The organism is Nocardia bovistercoris, assembly GCF_015674855.1.
Taxonomy (GTDB): Bacteria; Actinomycetota; Actinomycetes; order Mycobacteriales; family Mycobacteriaceae; genus Nocardia; species Nocardia bovistercoris.
On the sequence record NZ_JADMLG010000001.1, the window covers coordinates 867,515 to 883,358 of the forward strand.

The window sequence follows — 15,844 nt, forward strand, 5'->3', positions numbered from 1 at the left end:
GCCGATTCGTCCGCCGGAGGGCATTGGTCAGCGTCCGCGCGGGCGCTAGGTTCGAGAACATGACTTCCACCGACCAGCAGACCGACTACGTCACCGAGGTAGACGGCGTTCTCCAGATCATTATCGCCACCGCGGCCAACGGCACATCGTTGGACTTCGGCGGCATCAACGCGGGGACCGCGGCGTTGCGCGCGCGCAAGAACGAGATCGGCGCGATCCTGCTCACCGGCTCTGGTCCGAACTTCTGCGCGGGCGGCAATGTCCGAGGCTTCGCCGCGGCCGCCGACCGGTCCGTCCATATCCACGAGATCGCCACCGACCTGCACGAGTTCGTCCGCGCGCTGGCCGCGAGTCCCGCGCCGGTGATCGCCGCCGTCCAGGGCTGGGCCGCGGGCGCGGGCATGAGCCTGGTCTGCGCGGCCGACATCGCGATCGGCGGCAACTCCACCAAACTGCGCCCCGCCTATCCCGGCATCGGACTCACCCCCGACGGCGGCATGTCCTGGACGCTACCTCGCATCGTCGGCGCGGGCCGCGCGCGTGAGATCCTGCTCACCGACGCCGTCCTCGACGCCGAGGAAGCCGCCCGCCTCGGCATCCTCAGCCGCGTCGTCGCCGACGAGGAAGTCCGCGCCGAGGCCGACGCGCTGGCGAAATCACTCGCCGCCGGACCGCGCTCGGCGTACGCGAGCATCAAGAAACTGCTCAACCAGTCGCCCACCGCGACATTGAGCGAACAACTCGACAGCGAACGGGAATCCATCTCCACCGCCGCGTCGACCCCGACCGGACGCGAAGGCGTCGACGCGTTCGTCGGGAAGCGCAAGCCGGACTACAGCGCGACGAACTGACCGGGCGCGTCCGCGGGGACGCGGTGTCCGCTCCGATCGTCCGGAGTGCGCTCGGCCTGCCGCTGCGTGCGCAGGCACGTTGCGCAGACGGGTCGCCTCGAGGAACGCTTTATCGAGTGTTCGTGCGGAGCACGAAGTCGGCGACGGCATCGGTGAACGCGTCGTTGTCGTCGCCCGCCGCGGTGTGTGCCGCGCCGCCGATCTCCACGAGTTCGGCGTGCGGCACCAACTCCAGGAACGCGGCCGCGCCCTCGGGGCTGACCACGTCCGAGCGCATGCCGCGCACCAGCAGCAGCGGAATGGTGAGCTCGCGGGCGGCGGCCTCCATCGTCTCGGCCATCTGGACCGGGTCGCCGCCGCCCCGGCCGGAAAGCATGTCCGGATCCCAGTGCCAGTACCAGCGGCCGTCGCGTTCGCGCAGGTTGCGCAGCAGCCCGTCTGTGGATTTCGGGCGCGGGCGGTGCGGCATGTAGGCCGCGACCGCGTCGGCCGCCTCGGCGACGGTGTCGAAGCCGTCGCGGTGGCGACTCAGGAAGTCGATGATCCGCTCCACACCCTCGGCTTCGGGGCGGGTGACGATGTCGACCAGCACCAGTGCGGCGATACGGTCGCCGCCGGGCCCCGCGGTGGCGACCAGCCCGGTCATGCCGCCCATGCTCGCGCCGACGACCACCGCCGGAGCGTCCAGGGTGACGCCGAGCTGGTCGAAGACGGCCATGAGGTCGGCGACCATGGTCGCACGCGAGTAGTCGCCGTCGGGCGCCCACTCGCTGTCGCCGTGTCCCCTGGCGTCCAGGGTGACCACGCGCATGCCCGCGAGGCCCAGTTTCGCGCCGGTCTGCTTCCAGGAATGGCGGGTCTGACCACCGCCGTGCAGGAAGACCACCAGCGGCCCGTCCTCGGGGCCGAAATGGTCGGCCGCCAGTTCGATCCCGCCCGCACCGCGCAGCCGCAGCCGGGCCGGTTCGAGCAAGTAGTTCGCATTACTCACGATTCGAGGATCGCACAGCTCGAATTCCGGCCCGGCGCGAGCCTCGTTTTCAGCAGTTCAGCTTGGTCCCGCTGAACGTGTTCTGGAACAGGCAGGTGACCTTGGCGTTCACGCCGGAGGAGATGGTCGAGGACCCGGTGGAGGTGAACTCTTCGGCCACGGGAGCGGTGGCGGTCTCGGCGGCTGGCTCGAGTTTCAGCGGTGCGGCGCTCGCGCCCGCGGCGCCGCCCGCGACGGCGGCGGCACACAGGGCAAGGGTGACGGTTGCGCCGCGCAAAGTGCCGCGGACAGTCCGGTTGTGCATGGAAGAACTCCTCATCTGATGCGGTCGTGCGTGCCCGGCGACGCCGAGCGGTCGAGATCCGTGTCGGTCAGGCTAACCCGACCGGCGATTCAGGGCAGGCGCCAATCGACAGGTTCGGCGCCGAGTTCGTCGAGCAGTTCGTTGACGCGGGAGAAGGGACGGGATCCGAAGAAGCCGCGCGAGGCCGACAGCGGCGAGGGATGCGCGGATTCGATGTAGGGGACCTCGGCGGCGGCCAGCGTCGGCTTGAGCGTCGAGGCGTCGCGCCCCCAGAGAATGGCGACCAGCGGTTCGTCACGGTCAACCAGAGCGCGAATGGCCTGCTCGGTGACCTTCTCCCAGCCCTTGCCGCGATGGGAGGCGGGTTGACCGGGCGCCACGGTGAGCACTCGGTTCAGCAGCAGCACACCCTGATCCGACCACGGGCTCAGGTCGCCGTTGGACGGTGTGGGGTGGCCGAGATCCTTCGCGAGTTCGGAGAAGATGTTGACGAGGCTGCGCGGCACCGGCGAAACATCCGGCGCGACCGAGAAACTCAGCCCCATGGCGTGTCCGGGAGTGGGGTACGGGTCCTGGCCGACGATCAGCACGCGAACGGCGTCGAAGGGACGCTGGAAGGCGCGTAACACATTCTCGCCCGCAGGCAGGTAGCCGCGGCCCGCGGCATTCTCCGCGCGGAGGAATTCGCCCATGGCGGTGATCTGATCGGCGACCGGCTCGAGTGCTCGCGCCCAGCCCGGATCGATGATTTCCGAGAGTGGTTTCACGCTCATGACCGCACAACCTATAACGGCGCGTCCCGGTTCGCCGAGTCTCCCCCATGGAAGGATTCCCAGCCGCGCGCACCCGAGGGCGTCGCGCCGTCCACCGTGACGCCCTGACCTGCGCACACCTGTCCGATTGGCCGCCAGCCCCCGGGCAGTTCGGCGGTTGTCCGCCAACACGCGGCGAACGCGTGCTCCTCACCGCCCGCCAGAATCCATTGCGCCGCATCGGTCCCCAGCGCCGCTCCGATCGCCTCGAGACGCGAGTCGCGCAGCGCCGTGGCATCCAGGTCGATCCGCACCGACGACGCCGCGGCGATATGACCGAGATCCGCCAACAGCCCGTCGGACACGTCCGTGAGCGCGTGCGGCCTGCTCACCTGCGCGTCGAGCACCGCCGCGTACGGCGGTCGCGGAACACGATGGGCGGCAACCACATCGGCGTAACGCTCCCGATCGGCGCCCGCGGCCAGCACCGCGAGACCGGCCGCCGACCAGCCGAGCCGTCCCGCCACCGCGACCGTATCCCCTACGCGTGCACCGGATCTGGTGATCGGCGCCCGACCACCGAGATCGCCGAACGCGGTGACCGAGACGATGAGATCGCGGCTGCGCACCAGATCACCGCCCGCCACCGAGGCGCCGACCCGCCCCGCCTCGGCCCACAACCCGTCCGCGAGACCGTCCACCAGCTCCAGCGGCGTATCCGCCGGGCAGCCGAGCGCCACCACGAACGCGGTCGGCGCCGCGCCCATCGCCACCACGTCCGCCGCGTTCTGCGCGATCGCCTTGCGCCCGATATCGCGCGGACTCGACCAGTCGAGCCGGAAGTGCCGACCCTGCACCAGCATGTCGGTGGTCACCACGAAGCGCCCGTCCGGCGCGGCCACCAGAGCGCCGTCGTCACCGGGGCCGAGCAGCACCGCCGCCACCTGCGAACGACCCGCGTTGATGCGGTCGATGAGCGCGAACTCGCCCAACTCCCCGACCGTCCTCGGCCCCGCGCTCTCGCCGATGATCCCTCCCTCGTCCGTGGTCGAGACCCGTCTGCGCTCGAGGCGCGATGCGGGCCGGAAACGGGTCGACGGTACCCTGTCGGGGGCTGCCCAGGCCCATCGAGCCGGTAGCACCGCGCCCGAGGAACGCGGAAGGAAGGTCGGTAGGCAATGGCGGCGGACACGTCGGACAGCGACCCGAAGACGACCGACCCGACCCCAGCCGAGGATTCCGGCCGCCCCGCGAACACGTCCTCCGCCGCCGCGACATCCGAGGACGAACCCACGACAGACCGCGCGGGCTCCGAGGGCGAGAGCAATGCCGAATCTGACGCGGGCGAAACCGACGCCGCCGATTCGGACGCCGAACCCGATGCGGGCGAATCCGCCGACGCCGAGCCCGCGAGCCGCCTTTCGAGCTACCCGCCCGCCCTGATCGCCACCGCCGTCGCACTCCCGGTCGTCCTGATCGTCGGACTCGTCGTCGCCGCGCTCGTCGGCCGCGACCTGCGCACCGAACGCGAACCGCTGGCCCTCGGCCCGGTGCCCGCACCCGCCGCCGCCGGCCCGGCCTGCACGACACTGCTGCCCGCCCTGCCGAGCGACCTCGGCGACTACACCAAGTCCCAGTTGGTCGAACCCGCGCCACCGGCGACCCGCGCCTGGCAGCGCCCCGACGGCGGCGACGCGATCGTGCTGCGCTGCGGACTCGACCGCCCGCTGGAATTCCACCGCGCTTCCCCGCTGCAACTGGTGGACACCGTGCAGTGGTTCGAGGTCCGCGATCCGGCGGCGACGGCGAGCACCTGGTTCGCCGTCGACCGGGAGACCTACATCGCGCTCACCGTGCCCGACGGTTCCGGCCCGACCCCCTTGCAGGAGGTCTCCGACACCATCGTCGCGAATCTGCCGCAGCGCCCGCTCGATCCGGGCCCGCTGCCGAATTGAGCGGGCGCGCCGCTCAGCGCAGGCCGGTGCCGCGCGCCACGGCCGTCTCGATCAGCGTCGAGATCAGTTTCGCGTAGTCGACCCCGACGGCGTCCCACATGCGCGGGTACATCGAGATGGCGGTGAAACCGGGCATGGTGTTGATCTCGTTGAGCACCGGGCCGTTCTCGGTGACGAAGAAGTCGACGCGCGCCAAGCCCTGGCAGTCCAGCGCGTGGAAGGCCCGCACCGCGAGATCCCTGATCTGCTCGGAGGTCTCGTCGTCGAGGTCAGCGGGCACATCGAATTCGCAGACGTCGTCGACGTATTTGGTGTCGTAGTCGTAGAAGCCGCCAGGCACCCGGATCTCGGCGACCACGCTGGCCTCGACCCGGCCGTCCGGGAATTCCAGTACGCCGCACTCGACTTCGCGCCCGACGATGCCCGCCTCGACGATGACCTTCGGATCGTGGGCGCGCGCCACGGCGACCGCCGCGTCCAGCGCGGCCCAGTCGGTGACCTTGGTGATGCCGATGGAGGATCCCGCGCGCGCGGGCTTGACGAAGACCGGCAGCCCGAGCCGCTCGCGCTGCGCCGCCGTCAGGGTGTGGTCGCCGGGCCGCAGCACGACCTGGGTGCCGACCGGCAGGCCTTCGGCCGCGAACAGTTTCTTGGTGAATTCCTTGTCCATACCCGCCGCGCTGGCCAGCACGCCCGGCCCGACGTACGGGACGCCCGCGAGTTCGAGCATGCCCTGCAGGGTGCCGTCCTCGCCGAAGGGCCCGTGCAGGACGGGGAAGACCACGTCGACCGATCCGAGCGCGGCCCCTGGATCGTCGAGCGCGACCAGCGCGCCGGCCCGACTCGGGTCGGCGGTGAGCGTGAGCGCGGTGCCGGTGGCGTCGACCGCGGGTAATTCCTTGCCGCGCAACCCGAGTGCGGCGACCTCGGCGGTGCCGAGCACCCAGCCGCCCTCGGCAGTGATGCCGATCGGGACGGCCTCGTACTTCTCCGGATCGAGGTTGCGCAGCACACTGCCCGCGGAGACGCACGATACGGCGTGCTCGTTGCTGCGTCCGCCGAACACCACGGCCACCCTGATCCGGTTCGTCATGCTCCGAACCGTACCCGCATCGCGCGCACAATACCCCCTTCGGTTGGTCACGCGCGCCGCTCGCACGCGTTCGGAGGGGCTACTCGCGCGCACGCGTTCGGAGGGGCCGCGAGCGCCCCGCATTCGGAGGGGCCGCCCGCGCCGCATTCGGAGAGGGCGCCCGCGCCAGCATTCGGAGAGGGCGCCCGCGCCCGTGCTCATTCCGGCTTGATGCGCCTGCCCAGCAGATTGCCGACCGCCTCGGCCACCGACATGCCCTCGTGGCAGACCTGGTGCACCGCCTCGGTCAGCGGCATCTCCACATCATGGGCCGCCGCGAGCGCGCGCACCGATGTGCAGGACTTCACACCTTCGGCGACCTGCCCATGAGTCGCATTCTGGGCGACCTCCATGGAACCGCCCGCGCCGAGCACGTGCCCGAAGGAGCGGTTGCGCGACAGCGGCGAAGTGCAGGTGGCGACCAGGTCGCCTACGCCCGCCAGACCCGCCAGCGTCACCGGTTCGGCGCCGAGCGCGACGCCGAGCCTGATGATCTCGGCGAGACCACGGGTGATGAGGCTGGCGATGGAGTTGTCGCCGAGACCCATGCCCGCCGCGATGCCGCAGGCCAGCGCGATCACGTTCTTGCACGCGCCGCCGATCTCGCAGCCGATCACGTCGGTATTGGTGTAGGGCCGGAAATAGCCGTTGGCGCACGCCTGTTGCAGCGCGACCGCACGCGCGCCGTCCGAACACGCGATGACGGTCGCGGCGGGCTGTTCGGCCGCGATCTCCTTGGCCAGGTTCGGCCCCGACAGCACCGCGATATTGCCTTCGTCGGCGCCGGTGACCTCGCCGATCACCTGACTCATCCGCAGCAGCGTCCCGGTCTCGATGCCCTTGGCCAGGCTCAGCAGGCTGGCGTCGTCGCGGGCCAGCGCGGCGCCGATGGCGCCCTTCCAGTGCTCGAGGTTGCCGCGCAGCGACTGCGACGGCACCGCGAGCACCACGATGCCCGCTCCGTCGAGCGCTTCGACGTGATCGTCGGTGGCCGAGACCGAGGGCAGCGCGACATCGGGCAGGTAGAACGGGTTGCGATGCTCGGTGGCCAGCGCCTTGGCGACCTCGGGGCGCCGCGCCCAGATCGTCACCTCGGTGCCCGCGTCGGCCAACACCTTCGCGAACGCCGTGCCCCATGACCCCGCACCAAGTACCGCAGCCCTCGTCATCTGCTCAATATGCCATCCGAAACGGTCGGTACAGCCCGATACCCCCGAAAGACTCAGGTGACCGGCAGGCTACGAACGGGGGAAATGCGGGTAGTGGAAGTATTGGCCACATGCGCTCGCACGCCGTGCATGCCGTGATCGCGGTCAAGAACCTCGATCTGGCCAAGAGCAGACTGGCCGACCGGCTACGCCCCGAATACCGGGCGCGGCTGGTGCTCGCCATGCTCGCCGACACCATGACCGCCGCCGCGGCGGTCGACGCCGTCCATTCGGTCACCGTGGTCACCCCCGATCCGACGGTCGCCGAACTCGCGCGCTCGCTCGGCGCCGACATCCATCCCGAGCCGACGATCTCGGATCTGAACGCCGCGCTCGCCGACGCCGCGGCGACGCTGCGGCGCAGGCACGGACCCGTCGAACTGCTGGCACTGCAGGCCGACCTGCCCGCCCTGCGTCCGGCGGAGCTGGCGGCCATGCTCGCCGACGCGCCGCGCGACCGGCGGTCCCTCGTGGTCGATCACGCGGGCACCGGCACCGCGGCGCTGCTCGCGGGCGGCGCCGCCGTCGAACTCGAACCGCGGTTCGGTGCCGGTTCCGCGCGCGCCCACATCGGCGCGGGCGCGGTCGACCTGACCGGCGCGTGGCCTGGCCTGCGTCTCGACGTCGACACCGCCGCCGACCTGGACCGGGCGGTAGCATTGGGCACGGGCGAAACGACCGGCGCGCTCCTGCGCGACATCGGTTGGTCCGATGCCGTTCACGAGGTCGTTCGCGGCGTGTGCTAGCGGGTCGCCACCCCCGGTTGGGGTAGCAGGCCAATCCCATTGTCGGCGTGCAATCCGACCCGCCGGTAGGGGATGATCGGTATGTGAGCGATACCGAAATTGTCAGGCAGCAACAGCTGCTTCCCACCCCGCCGCCTGCTGTGACACCGGTATCGGCCGCCACGGCCGAGCAACAGTTGCCAAAAGATCGCTACCTCAATCGCGAACTCAGTTGGCTCGACTTCAATGCGCGGGTACTGGCGCTCGCGGAGGACGAGTCCCTGCCGTTGCTGGAGCGCGCGAAATTCCTCGCGATCTTCGCGTCCAACCTCGACGAGTTCTACATGGTTCGGGTCGCGGGACTCAAACGTCGCGCCGAAACCGGCCTGTTGGTTCGTTCCGCGGACGGCCGCTCGCCCACCGAACAGCTCGCCCTGATCGCCGCCCGCGCGCAGGAGATCGCCGATCGGCACGCGCGGGTGTTCCTCGACTCGGTGCAGCCCGCGCTCACCGCGGAGGGCATCAGGATCATCGACTGGGCCGACCTACAAGAGCACGAACGCAGACGACTATCGGAGCACTTCCAGGACCAGGTCTTCCCGGTGCTGACACCGCTCGCGGTGGATCCGGCCCACCCCTTCCCCTACATCAGCGGCCTCAGCCTCAACCTCGCGGTGACGGTCAAGGACGCGGCCACCGGCGGCGAACACTTCGCCAGGGTCAAGGTGCCCGACAACGTCGACCGGTTCGTGCGCGTGCGGCGCACCGAGGCCGAATCGCCCATCGCGGCCTTCCTTCCGATGGAAGCGCTCATCGCGGCCCACCTCGATCTCCTTTTCCCCGGCATGGAAGTGGTCGAACACCATTCCTTCCGCATCACCCGCAACGCCGACTTCGAGGTCGACGAGGATCGCGACGAGGATCTGCTGCAAGCGCTCGAACGCGAACTCGCCCGCCGCCGCTTCGGCTCCCCGGTGCGGCTCGAGGTCTCCGACGACATGACCGAGCACATGCTCGATCTGCTGCTGCGCGAACTCGACGTCGACCCTGGCGACGTGATCCAGGCGCCCGGCCTGCTCGACCTGTCCTGCCTGTGGCAGGTGTACGGCGTCGACCGGCCGAACCTGAAGGACACCCCCTACGTCCCGGCCACCCCGCACGCCTTCGGCGAACGCGAGACCCCGCGCAATGTCTTCCAGGCGCTGCGCGAGGGCGACGTGCTGGTGCACCACCCCTACGACTCGTTCTCCACGAGCGTGCAGCGCTTCATCGAACAGGCCGCCGCCGACCCGCAGGTACTCGCGATCAAGCAGACCCTCTACCGCACCTCCGGCGACTCCCCGATCGTCAACGCCCTCATCGACGCCGCCGAAGCGGGCAAGCAGGTGGTGGCGCTGGTCGAGATCAAGGCGCGTTTCGACGAGCAGGCCAACATCAAATGGGCACGGGCGCTGGAACAAGCGGGCGTGCACGTGGTCTACGGCCTCATCGGCCTCAAGACCCACTGCAAGACCTGCCTCGTGGTGCGCCGCGAGGGCTCCACCATCCGCCGCTACTGCCACATCGGCACCGGCAACTACAACCCGAAGACCGCGCGCCTCTACGAGGATGTCGGATTGCTCACCGCCGCACCGGAAATCGGCGCCGACCTGACCGACCTGTTCAACTCGCTCACCGGGTACTCCCGAAAAGCCAACTACCGCAACCTGCTCGTGGCGCCGCAGGGCGTGCGCGCGGGCATCATCGAACGCATCCAGCGCGAGATCGAACTCGCCCGCCAGGGCACGCAGGCGCGAATCCGCCTGAAGGCCAACGCGATCGTGGACGAACAGGTCATCGACGCCCTCTACCGCGCTTCCCAGGCGGGCGTGTCGGTGCAGATCGTGGTGCGCGGCATCTGCGGACTGCGCCCCGGCGTGCCTGGCATGAGCGACAACATCACGGTGCGTTCCATTCTCGGCCGCTTCCTCGAACACTCCCGCGTGCTGCACTTCCAGGCGCAGGACGAGTACTGGATCGGCAGCGCCGACATGATGCACCGGAATCTGGACCGGCGCGTGGAAGTCATGGCGCAAGTAAAGGATCCGCGCTTGAGCGCTCAACTCGGCGACGTCTTCGACTCGGCGCTGCACCCCGCGACCCGATGCTGGGAACTGCACGCCGACGGCGGCTGGACCGCGTGGCCGGAACAGGCGGGCGCCGAGGGCGTCGAGGTCAGAGATCACCAGGACTTCCTCATGCGACTGCGGAGACCGGATCAGCGGTGAGCGGCACGACGGGTTTCGACACCACCGGACATTTCTCCGACCCCCGAATCACCGCCAACATCCACGCCGCAGGAGCCCTCGTCTGGCGCGGGTGCGCCGAGGATCCGCGCACCGTCGAGATCGCCGTCGTGCACCGGCCGAAATACCGGGACTGGTCACTGCCCAAGGGCAAACTCGACCCGGGCGAGACGCCGATCGCGGCCGCGGTGCGCGAGGTCGGCGAGGAGACCGGGCTGAGCTGTCGGCTCGGCCGCTACCTCGGCTATGTCACCTACCCGGTGACCGGGCACCGCAAGCTCAAACGGGTCGACTACTGGGCCGCCGAGGCGCTGGGCGGCGAATTCGACGCCAATGCCGAGGTCGACGCCCTCAGCTGGCACCGACTGGACCGGGTGATGGACACGCTGTCGTATCCGATGGACCGGCAGGTGGTGCGGGCATTCTCGCGGCTGCCCGCCCGGCTCGACACCCTGCTCGTGGTCAGGCACGCGAAGGCCGGGCATCGTGACCGGTTCGACGGTCCCGACGACGAACGCCCGCTCGAGCGGGCGGGTGTGGCCCGCGCCGAGGCGCTGGTTCCGAATCTACTTGCGTTCGGGGCGCGCGAGGTGTTTTCCGCGAATCCGCTGCGCTGCGTGCAGACCGTGCGGCCGCTGGCACGCGCGCTCGGCGTCGAGATCGAGATCGAACCGTTGCTGTCGGAGGGCGGTTACGCCGCCGAGACCGACAAGGCCCGCGAACGCGCCGTCGACCTCGTCGCCTCCGGCTCGGTGCGGGTTGTGTGCAGCCAGGGCAAGGTGATTCCCGATCTGATGGCGTGGTGGGCCCGCAAGGACGGCCTGACGCTGCCGCCCGCGCGCAACCGCAAGGGCAGCGTGTGGGTGCTGTCGTTCGCCGACGGGCGGCTCGTGGCCGCCGACCATCTGGAGCGGTCGCTGTCCACCGACATCGTCAAAGCCTGATCCGGCCGCACGACAGGCGGATACGAGAAACGGCCCCGGAGGCTTCCGGGGCCGTTTCTCCGCGGTACGGCGGGTGATTCGGCTGCGTTTGGACGAATCACCCGGCGGCGTCGAACCGCCGATACGCGGATCAGCGAGCGCGACGAGCCGGGGCCTTCTTGGCCGCGGTCTTCTTCGCGGGGGTCTTCTTGGCGGCGGTGGCCTTGGCCGCTGTGGTCTTGGCCGCCGTCGCCTTCTTGGCCGCCGCGGTCTTGGCCGCTGTGGCCTTGGTGGCGGTTGTCTTCTTCGCGGGCGCCTTCTTGGCCGCCGTCTTGGTGGCAGTCGTCTTGCGAGCGGCCGTCTTTGCCGGGGCGGTGGCCGCGGCCTTACGCGCCGTCGTCTTGGCGGGCGCCTTGGTTGCGGTCGCCTTCTTGGCGGCGGTCTTCTTGGCCGCCGTCTTCTTCGCGGCGGCCTTCTTAGCCGCCACAGGGGCATTCACACCCCGCTTGACCGCAGGACCGGTCGCGGCGAGCTTCTGCTTGCCCGCGATGACGGCCTTGAATTGGGCGCCGGGACGGAACGCGGGCACCGAAGTCGGCTTCACCTTGACGGTTTCGCCGGTGCGCGGGTTCCGTGCCACCCTGGCGGCACGCTTACGCTGTTCGAACACACCGAATCCGGTGATCGTGACGCTCTGGCCTTTGTGCACCGCGCGCACGATGGTGTCGACCACATGCTCGACTGCCGCGGTAGCCGTGCGCCTGTCCGTACCCAACTTTTCGGTCAGAACGTCGATCAGTTCCGCCTTGTTCATTGAATCCTCCGCAGACTAATGGCCCGTCGTCGGACCGACTAGGTACCACGGTAAACCCACTTTGAGCAAGAGTCTATGTGCCACGCCAAAATTCATGGTGGTTTAGCACACGTCTAGCTACCACACCCCATGGAGTCCCGCTATCGACATCCGGCGATTACGCTCGCGAAATACGCTCGGGGAGGGTGGTGGGCTTCCAACTCGGCCTTGCCTTTTCGAAGTCCGTGATGACGTCGCTGCGCCGCAGCGTAAGCCCGATATCGTCCAAACCTTCGAGCAGACGCCACCGCGTGTAGTCATCAATATCGAACGGCAACACGACGGTTCCGGCGGTCACGGTTCGCGCTTGCAGGTCTACTACCAATTCGATGCCGGGCTGTTCCTCGATCATCTTCCAGAGCAATTCGACATCGTTCTGTGACATCTGCGCGGCCAACAAGCCGCCCTTACCGGCATTGCCGCGGAAGATGTCGGCGAAGCGCGAGGAGATGACCACCCGAAACCCGTAGTCCGACAGCGCCCAAACGGCGTGCTCACGCGAGGACCCGGTGCCGAAATCCGGCCCCGCGACCAGGACGCTGCCGTGCTTGTACGGCTCGGTGTTCAGAATGAAGTCGGGATCGGAGCGCCACGCGGCGAACAAGCCGTCCTCGAATCCGGTTCGCGTGACCCGCTTCAGATAGACGGCGGGGATGATCTGATCGGTATCCACATTGGAACGCCGCAGCGGGACGCCGGTTCCCTTGTGCAGGGTGAAGGGTTGCATCGGAATTCTCCTCGATTCGGTGAAGGTATCAGCGCGGCGACCGGCGCCGGTATCGCGGTCGGCGACGCGGGGATCAGGGCCGGGCTCAGTCCAGATCCGCAGGCGAGGACAGCGTTCCGCGGACCGCGGTGGCCGCCGCGACCAGCGGCGAGACCAGGTGGGTACGACCGCCCTTGCCCTGCCTGCCCTCGAAGTTACGATTCGATGTCGATGCGCAGCGCTGCCCCGGGGAAAGCTGATCGGGGTTCATTCCCAGGCACATCGAGCACCCGGCCTGCCGCCATTCGGCGCCCGCCGCGTCGAAAATCTCGCCCAAACCCTCTTTTTCCGCCTGCGCCCGCACCCGCATCGAACCCGGCACAACCAGCATTCGGACCCCGTCGGCCACCCGGCGGCCCTGCAAAATGCTCGCCACCGCACGCAAATCCTCGATACGGCCATTGGTGCACGACCCGACGAATACGGTGTCGACGCCGACCTCGCGCAGCGGCGTGCCCGGCGTCAAATCCATGTACCGCAGCGCCTTCTCCGCGGACTCGCGCGCCGTCTGGTCGGCGATCTCGGCGGGATCGGGCACCGCGGCGCCGAGCGGGGCGCCCTGACCGGGGTTGGTGCCCCAGGTGACGAACGGGCTCAGCGCGCTCGCGTCGATGTGGACCTCGGCGTCGAACACCGCGCCATCGTCGGTGCGAAGGGCGTCCCACGCCTCCACGGCGGCGTCCCAGTCCGCGCCGGTCGGGGCGTGCGGGCGGTCGCGCAGGAATTCGTAGGTGGTTTCGTCCGGCGCCACCATGCCTGCGCGCGCACCCGCTTCGATGGACATGTTGCACATGGTCATCCGCGCCTCCATGGACATGGCGCGCACGGCATCGCCCCGGTACTCGAGGACGTAGCCCTGACCGCCCCCCGTGCCGATCTGCGCGATCACCGCGAGGATCACGTCCTTGGCGGTGACGCCTTCGGGCAGCGCGCCGTCGATGTTCACCGCCATGGTCTTGAAGGGGCGCAGCGACAAGGTCTGGGTGGCGAGCACGTGTTCGACCTCGGAGGTGCCGATGCCCATGGCGAGCGCGCCGAACGCGCCGTGGGTCGAGGTGTGGCTGTCGCCGCACACCACGGTGGTGCCGGGCTGGGTCAGGCCGAGCTGCGGGCCGACCACGTGCACGATGCCCTGGTCGATATCGCCCATCGGATGCAGCCGCACGCCGAATTCGGCGCAGTTGCGGCGCAGCGTCTCCACCTGGGTGCGCGAGACCGGGTCCGCGATCGGCTTGTCGATGTCGACGGTGGGGACGTTGTGGTCCTCGGTGGCGATGGTCAGATCGGGCCTGCGGACCGGTCTGCCCGCGGCGCGCAGGCCGTCGAAGGCCTGCGGGCTCGTCACCTCGTGCACGAGGTGCAGGTCGATGTAGATGAGGTCGGGTTCGCGCGCGTCGCCTTCGCCCGCGCCGCGGGCCACCACGTGTTCGTCCCACACCTTCTCTGCCAGGGTGCGTGGGCGGTCGGCCATTTTCGATCACCTTTCGAAGGGCGGCCCGCGACGACCCCTCGGGGCTGTGAGCGCGACGCGAGCTGCGATATTGACAGCGATGTCACGGATGATGCGATGTCACGGATGATTCGGCGCGAGCCGGAGTTCGCACTCCGCGCACCGGTTCGCCTGTGCGGCGATCGTGCGCACGGAAGGTTCCGACCATCGGACCGACAGTGTGAGCATCGGTGACGTTCATCGGTGATGTTCTCAGCATCCGAGACGCTAGTATCGTTCTATGAGACAGCATAGCGGTATAGGCGTCCTCGACAAAGCAGTGGCGGTCCTCTACGCCGTCGCCGAGCACCCGTGCGGCCTCAACGAACTCTGCACCCGCACCGGCCTGCCGCGCGCCACCGCGCACCGCCTCGCGGTCGGCCTGGAAGTGCACCGCCTGCTGGCCAGGGACGGCAACGGCCTGTGGCGCCCCGGGCCTGCGCTGGCCGAACTGGCCGCGGGCGCCGCCGACCCGCTACAGGAGGCCGCGGGCGCGATCCTGCCCCGCTTGCGCGAGATCACCGGCGAGAGCGTGCAGCTCTACTGCCGTGACGGAAATGCGCGGGTCTGCGTCGCCGCGTTGGAACCACCGGTCGGCCTGCGCGACACCGTCCCCGTCGGCTCCCGCCTGCCACTCACCGCGGGCTCCGCCGCCAAGGTCCTGCTGGCCTGGGCCGACCCCGAACTCCAACGCACCATTCTCGCCGACGCCGTCTTCGGCGAGCGCGCTCTCGCCGAGGTCCGCAAGCGCGGCTGGGCCCAGAGCGCCGCCGAACGCGCCGCGGGCGTGGCCAGCGTCTCGGCCCCCGTCCGCGACGCGGCAGGCGCCGTGGTCGCCGCGGTCTCGGTCTCCGGCCCCATAGACCGCATGGGCCGCCGACCGGGCGCCCGCTGGGCCGCCGACCTCGTCGCCGCCGCCGACGCCCTGCACAAACGCCTATGACAACTTCTGTCGACGCGCACCGTAAAACCCGATGACACCCACCCACCCGAACCACTAGCGTCGACCCATCCATAGGTCCGGCCGGACACCCCACCCCCAAGAGCGGTAGCCGCGCCGCGAAGCGAGGAGCAGTCGATGACGAAGGCACGAAATTCCCCCAACGGCTCCGACGAAGTGAAACGCAAGTTCAAGGAGGCCCTGGACCGCAAGAACGCCCAGGCCACCCGCAAGAACGACCACCTGGACGGCACCTCGAAAGCAGCGGGCCCCCACACCCCCGCCTCCCACAAGAGAGAGTTCCGCCGCAAGAGCGGCTAGCTCCCCCACCAAGAGAAGCCTCCCGCCCCCGGGAGGCTTCTCGCGTTCCAGGAGCCTTCACCCACCTGACACACACCCCGTCCCCACCCAAACGACCACCACCGTCCCCACCCGAACCACCATCCCCAGCACAACCCCAGCTACCCCCACCGAAACCCACCCCGACAGCCAAAACAAACCGACCGGAACTCACTTTTATCCCCAACAAATCAGACGATTCCCCCACAAAGCAAACCCCACGCACCCCCAACAAATCCCCCGAACCAAGATCACCCCAACAAAATCCCCCACCCCACCCCCACCGAAACATCCCCACTTCCCCCACCACAACACGCAAGAATTTCCCAAA

Annotated in this window: 16 protein-coding genes; 7 read left to right on the forward strand and 9 right to left on the reverse strand. The window is 69.3% G+C overall.

The features are described from left to right. Positions 1-59 precede the first annotated feature (59 nt). Positions 60-851, forward strand: coding sequence for an enoyl-CoA hydratase/isomerase family protein (locus IT779_RS03955; RefSeq protein ID WP_196147690.1), 792 nt, complete (start codon positions 60-62; stop codon positions 849-851). A gap of 109 nt (positions 852-960) precedes the next feature. On the opposite strand, the gene IT779_RS03960 is transcribed toward IT779_RS03955, so the two are convergent. The 4 genes from IT779_RS03960 to IT779_RS03975 form a co-directional block, all read right to left on the reverse strand. Further along, positions 961-1,842: an alpha/beta fold hydrolase gene (locus IT779_RS03960; protein ID WP_196147691.1), complete on the reverse strand. Its 882-nt coding sequence runs from the start codon at positions 1,840-1,842 to the stop codon at positions 961-963. A gap of 49 nt (positions 1,843-1,891) precedes the next feature. Beyond that, the gene (locus IT779_RS03965) at positions 1,892-2,146 is read right to left on the reverse strand and encodes a hypothetical protein (protein ID WP_196147692.1); all 255 of its coding nucleotides are present in this window, start codon (positions 2,144-2,146) and stop codon (positions 1,892-1,894) included. An 89-nt stretch (positions 2,147-2,235) separates the two neighbouring features. Continuing rightward, on the reverse strand, positions 2,236-2,919 hold the full coding sequence (locus IT779_RS03970) for a uracil-DNA glycosylase (protein WP_196147693.1): 684 nt from the start codon (positions 2,917-2,919) through the stop codon (positions 2,236-2,238). Positions 2,920-2,930: 11 nt separating this feature from the next. Further along, positions 2,931-3,929 (reverse strand): thiamine-phosphate kinase, encoded by a 999-nt coding sequence (locus tag IT779_RS03975; protein WP_196147825.1) that lies wholly within the window; start codon positions 3,927-3,929, stop codon positions 2,931-2,933. 147 nt (positions 3,930-4,076) lie between these two features. Between IT779_RS03975 and IT779_RS03980 the strand changes: the two genes are divergently transcribed. After that, positions 4,077-4,853 carry a DUF3515 domain-containing protein gene (locus tag IT779_RS03980; protein ID WP_196147694.1) on the forward strand — a complete coding sequence of 259 codons (777 nt, stop codon included), beginning with the start codon at positions 4,077-4,079 and terminating at the stop codon, positions 4,851-4,853. A 13-nt stretch (positions 4,854-4,866) separates the two neighbouring features. Here the strand turns inward: IT779_RS03980 and IT779_RS03985 are convergent, their stop codons facing one another. Then, a complete protein-coding gene (locus IT779_RS03985; RefSeq protein ID WP_196147695.1) occupies positions 4,867-5,946 on the reverse strand; it encodes a D-alanine--D-alanine ligase family protein in 1,080 nt (359 codons plus the stop codon). A 197-nt stretch (positions 5,947-6,143) separates the two neighbouring features. After that, the gene (locus IT779_RS03990) at positions 6,144-7,154 is read right to left on the reverse strand and encodes an NAD(P)H-dependent glycerol-3-phosphate dehydrogenase (RefSeq protein WP_196147696.1); all 1,011 of its coding nucleotides are present in this window, start codon (positions 7,152-7,154) and stop codon (positions 6,144-6,146) included. A gap of 110 nt (positions 7,155-7,264) precedes the next feature. Between IT779_RS03990 and cofC the strand changes: the two genes are divergently transcribed. From cofC to IT779_RS04005, 3 genes are all read left to right on the forward strand, one after another. Then, positions 7,265-7,939 carry a 2-phospho-L-lactate guanylyltransferase gene (gene cofC, locus IT779_RS03995; RefSeq protein ID WP_196147697.1) on the forward strand — a complete coding sequence of 225 codons (675 nt, stop codon included), beginning with the start codon at positions 7,265-7,267 and terminating at the stop codon, positions 7,937-7,939. Positions 7,940-8,022: 83 nt separating this feature from the next. Further along, entirely contained in the window at positions 8,023-10,185 is a 2,163-nt protein-coding gene (locus tag IT779_RS04000) for an RNA degradosome polyphosphate kinase (RefSeq protein WP_196147698.1), read from the forward strand. After that, positions 10,182-11,147 carry an NUDIX hydrolase gene (locus IT779_RS04005; protein ID WP_196147826.1) on the forward strand — a complete coding sequence of 322 codons (966 nt, stop codon included), beginning with the start codon at positions 10,182-10,184 and terminating at the stop codon, positions 11,145-11,147. Before IT779_RS04000 ends, IT779_RS04005 begins: the two co-directional genes overlap by 4 nt. 130 nt (positions 11,148-11,277) lie before the next feature. On the opposite strand, the gene IT779_RS04010 is transcribed toward IT779_RS04005, so the two are convergent. The 3 genes from IT779_RS04010 to leuC form a co-directional block, all read right to left on the reverse strand. Further along, positions 11,278-11,940 (reverse strand): HU family DNA-binding protein, encoded by a 663-nt coding sequence (locus IT779_RS04010; protein WP_196147699.1) that lies wholly within the window; start codon positions 11,938-11,940, stop codon positions 11,278-11,280. A 157-nt stretch (positions 11,941-12,097) separates the two neighbouring features. Continuing rightward, positions 12,098-12,706, reverse strand: coding sequence for a 3-isopropylmalate dehydratase small subunit (gene leuD / locus IT779_RS04015; RefSeq protein WP_196147700.1), 609 nt, complete (start codon positions 12,704-12,706; stop codon positions 12,098-12,100). An 85-nt stretch (positions 12,707-12,791) separates the two neighbouring features. Next, on the reverse strand, positions 12,792-14,216 hold the full coding sequence (leuC, locus tag IT779_RS04020; RefSeq protein ID WP_196147701.1) for a 3-isopropylmalate dehydratase large subunit: 1,425 nt from the start codon (positions 14,214-14,216) through the stop codon (positions 12,792-12,794). Positions 14,217-14,475: 259 nt separating this feature from the next. Between leuC and IT779_RS04025 the strand changes: the two genes are divergently transcribed. Together IT779_RS04025 and IT779_RS04030 are read left to right on the forward strand one after the other, a co-directional pair. Further along, positions 14,476-15,177, forward strand: a complete 702-nt coding sequence (locus IT779_RS04025; RefSeq protein WP_196147702.1) for an IclR family transcriptional regulator — start codon at positions 14,476-14,478, stop codon at positions 15,175-15,177. Positions 15,178-15,312: 135 nt separating this feature from the next. Beyond that, complete coding sequence (locus IT779_RS04030) at positions 15,313-15,495, forward strand: DUF5302 domain-containing protein (RefSeq protein ID WP_196147703.1); 183 nt, start codon at positions 15,313-15,315, stop codon at positions 15,493-15,495. Positions 15,496-15,844 lie beyond the last annotated feature (349 nt).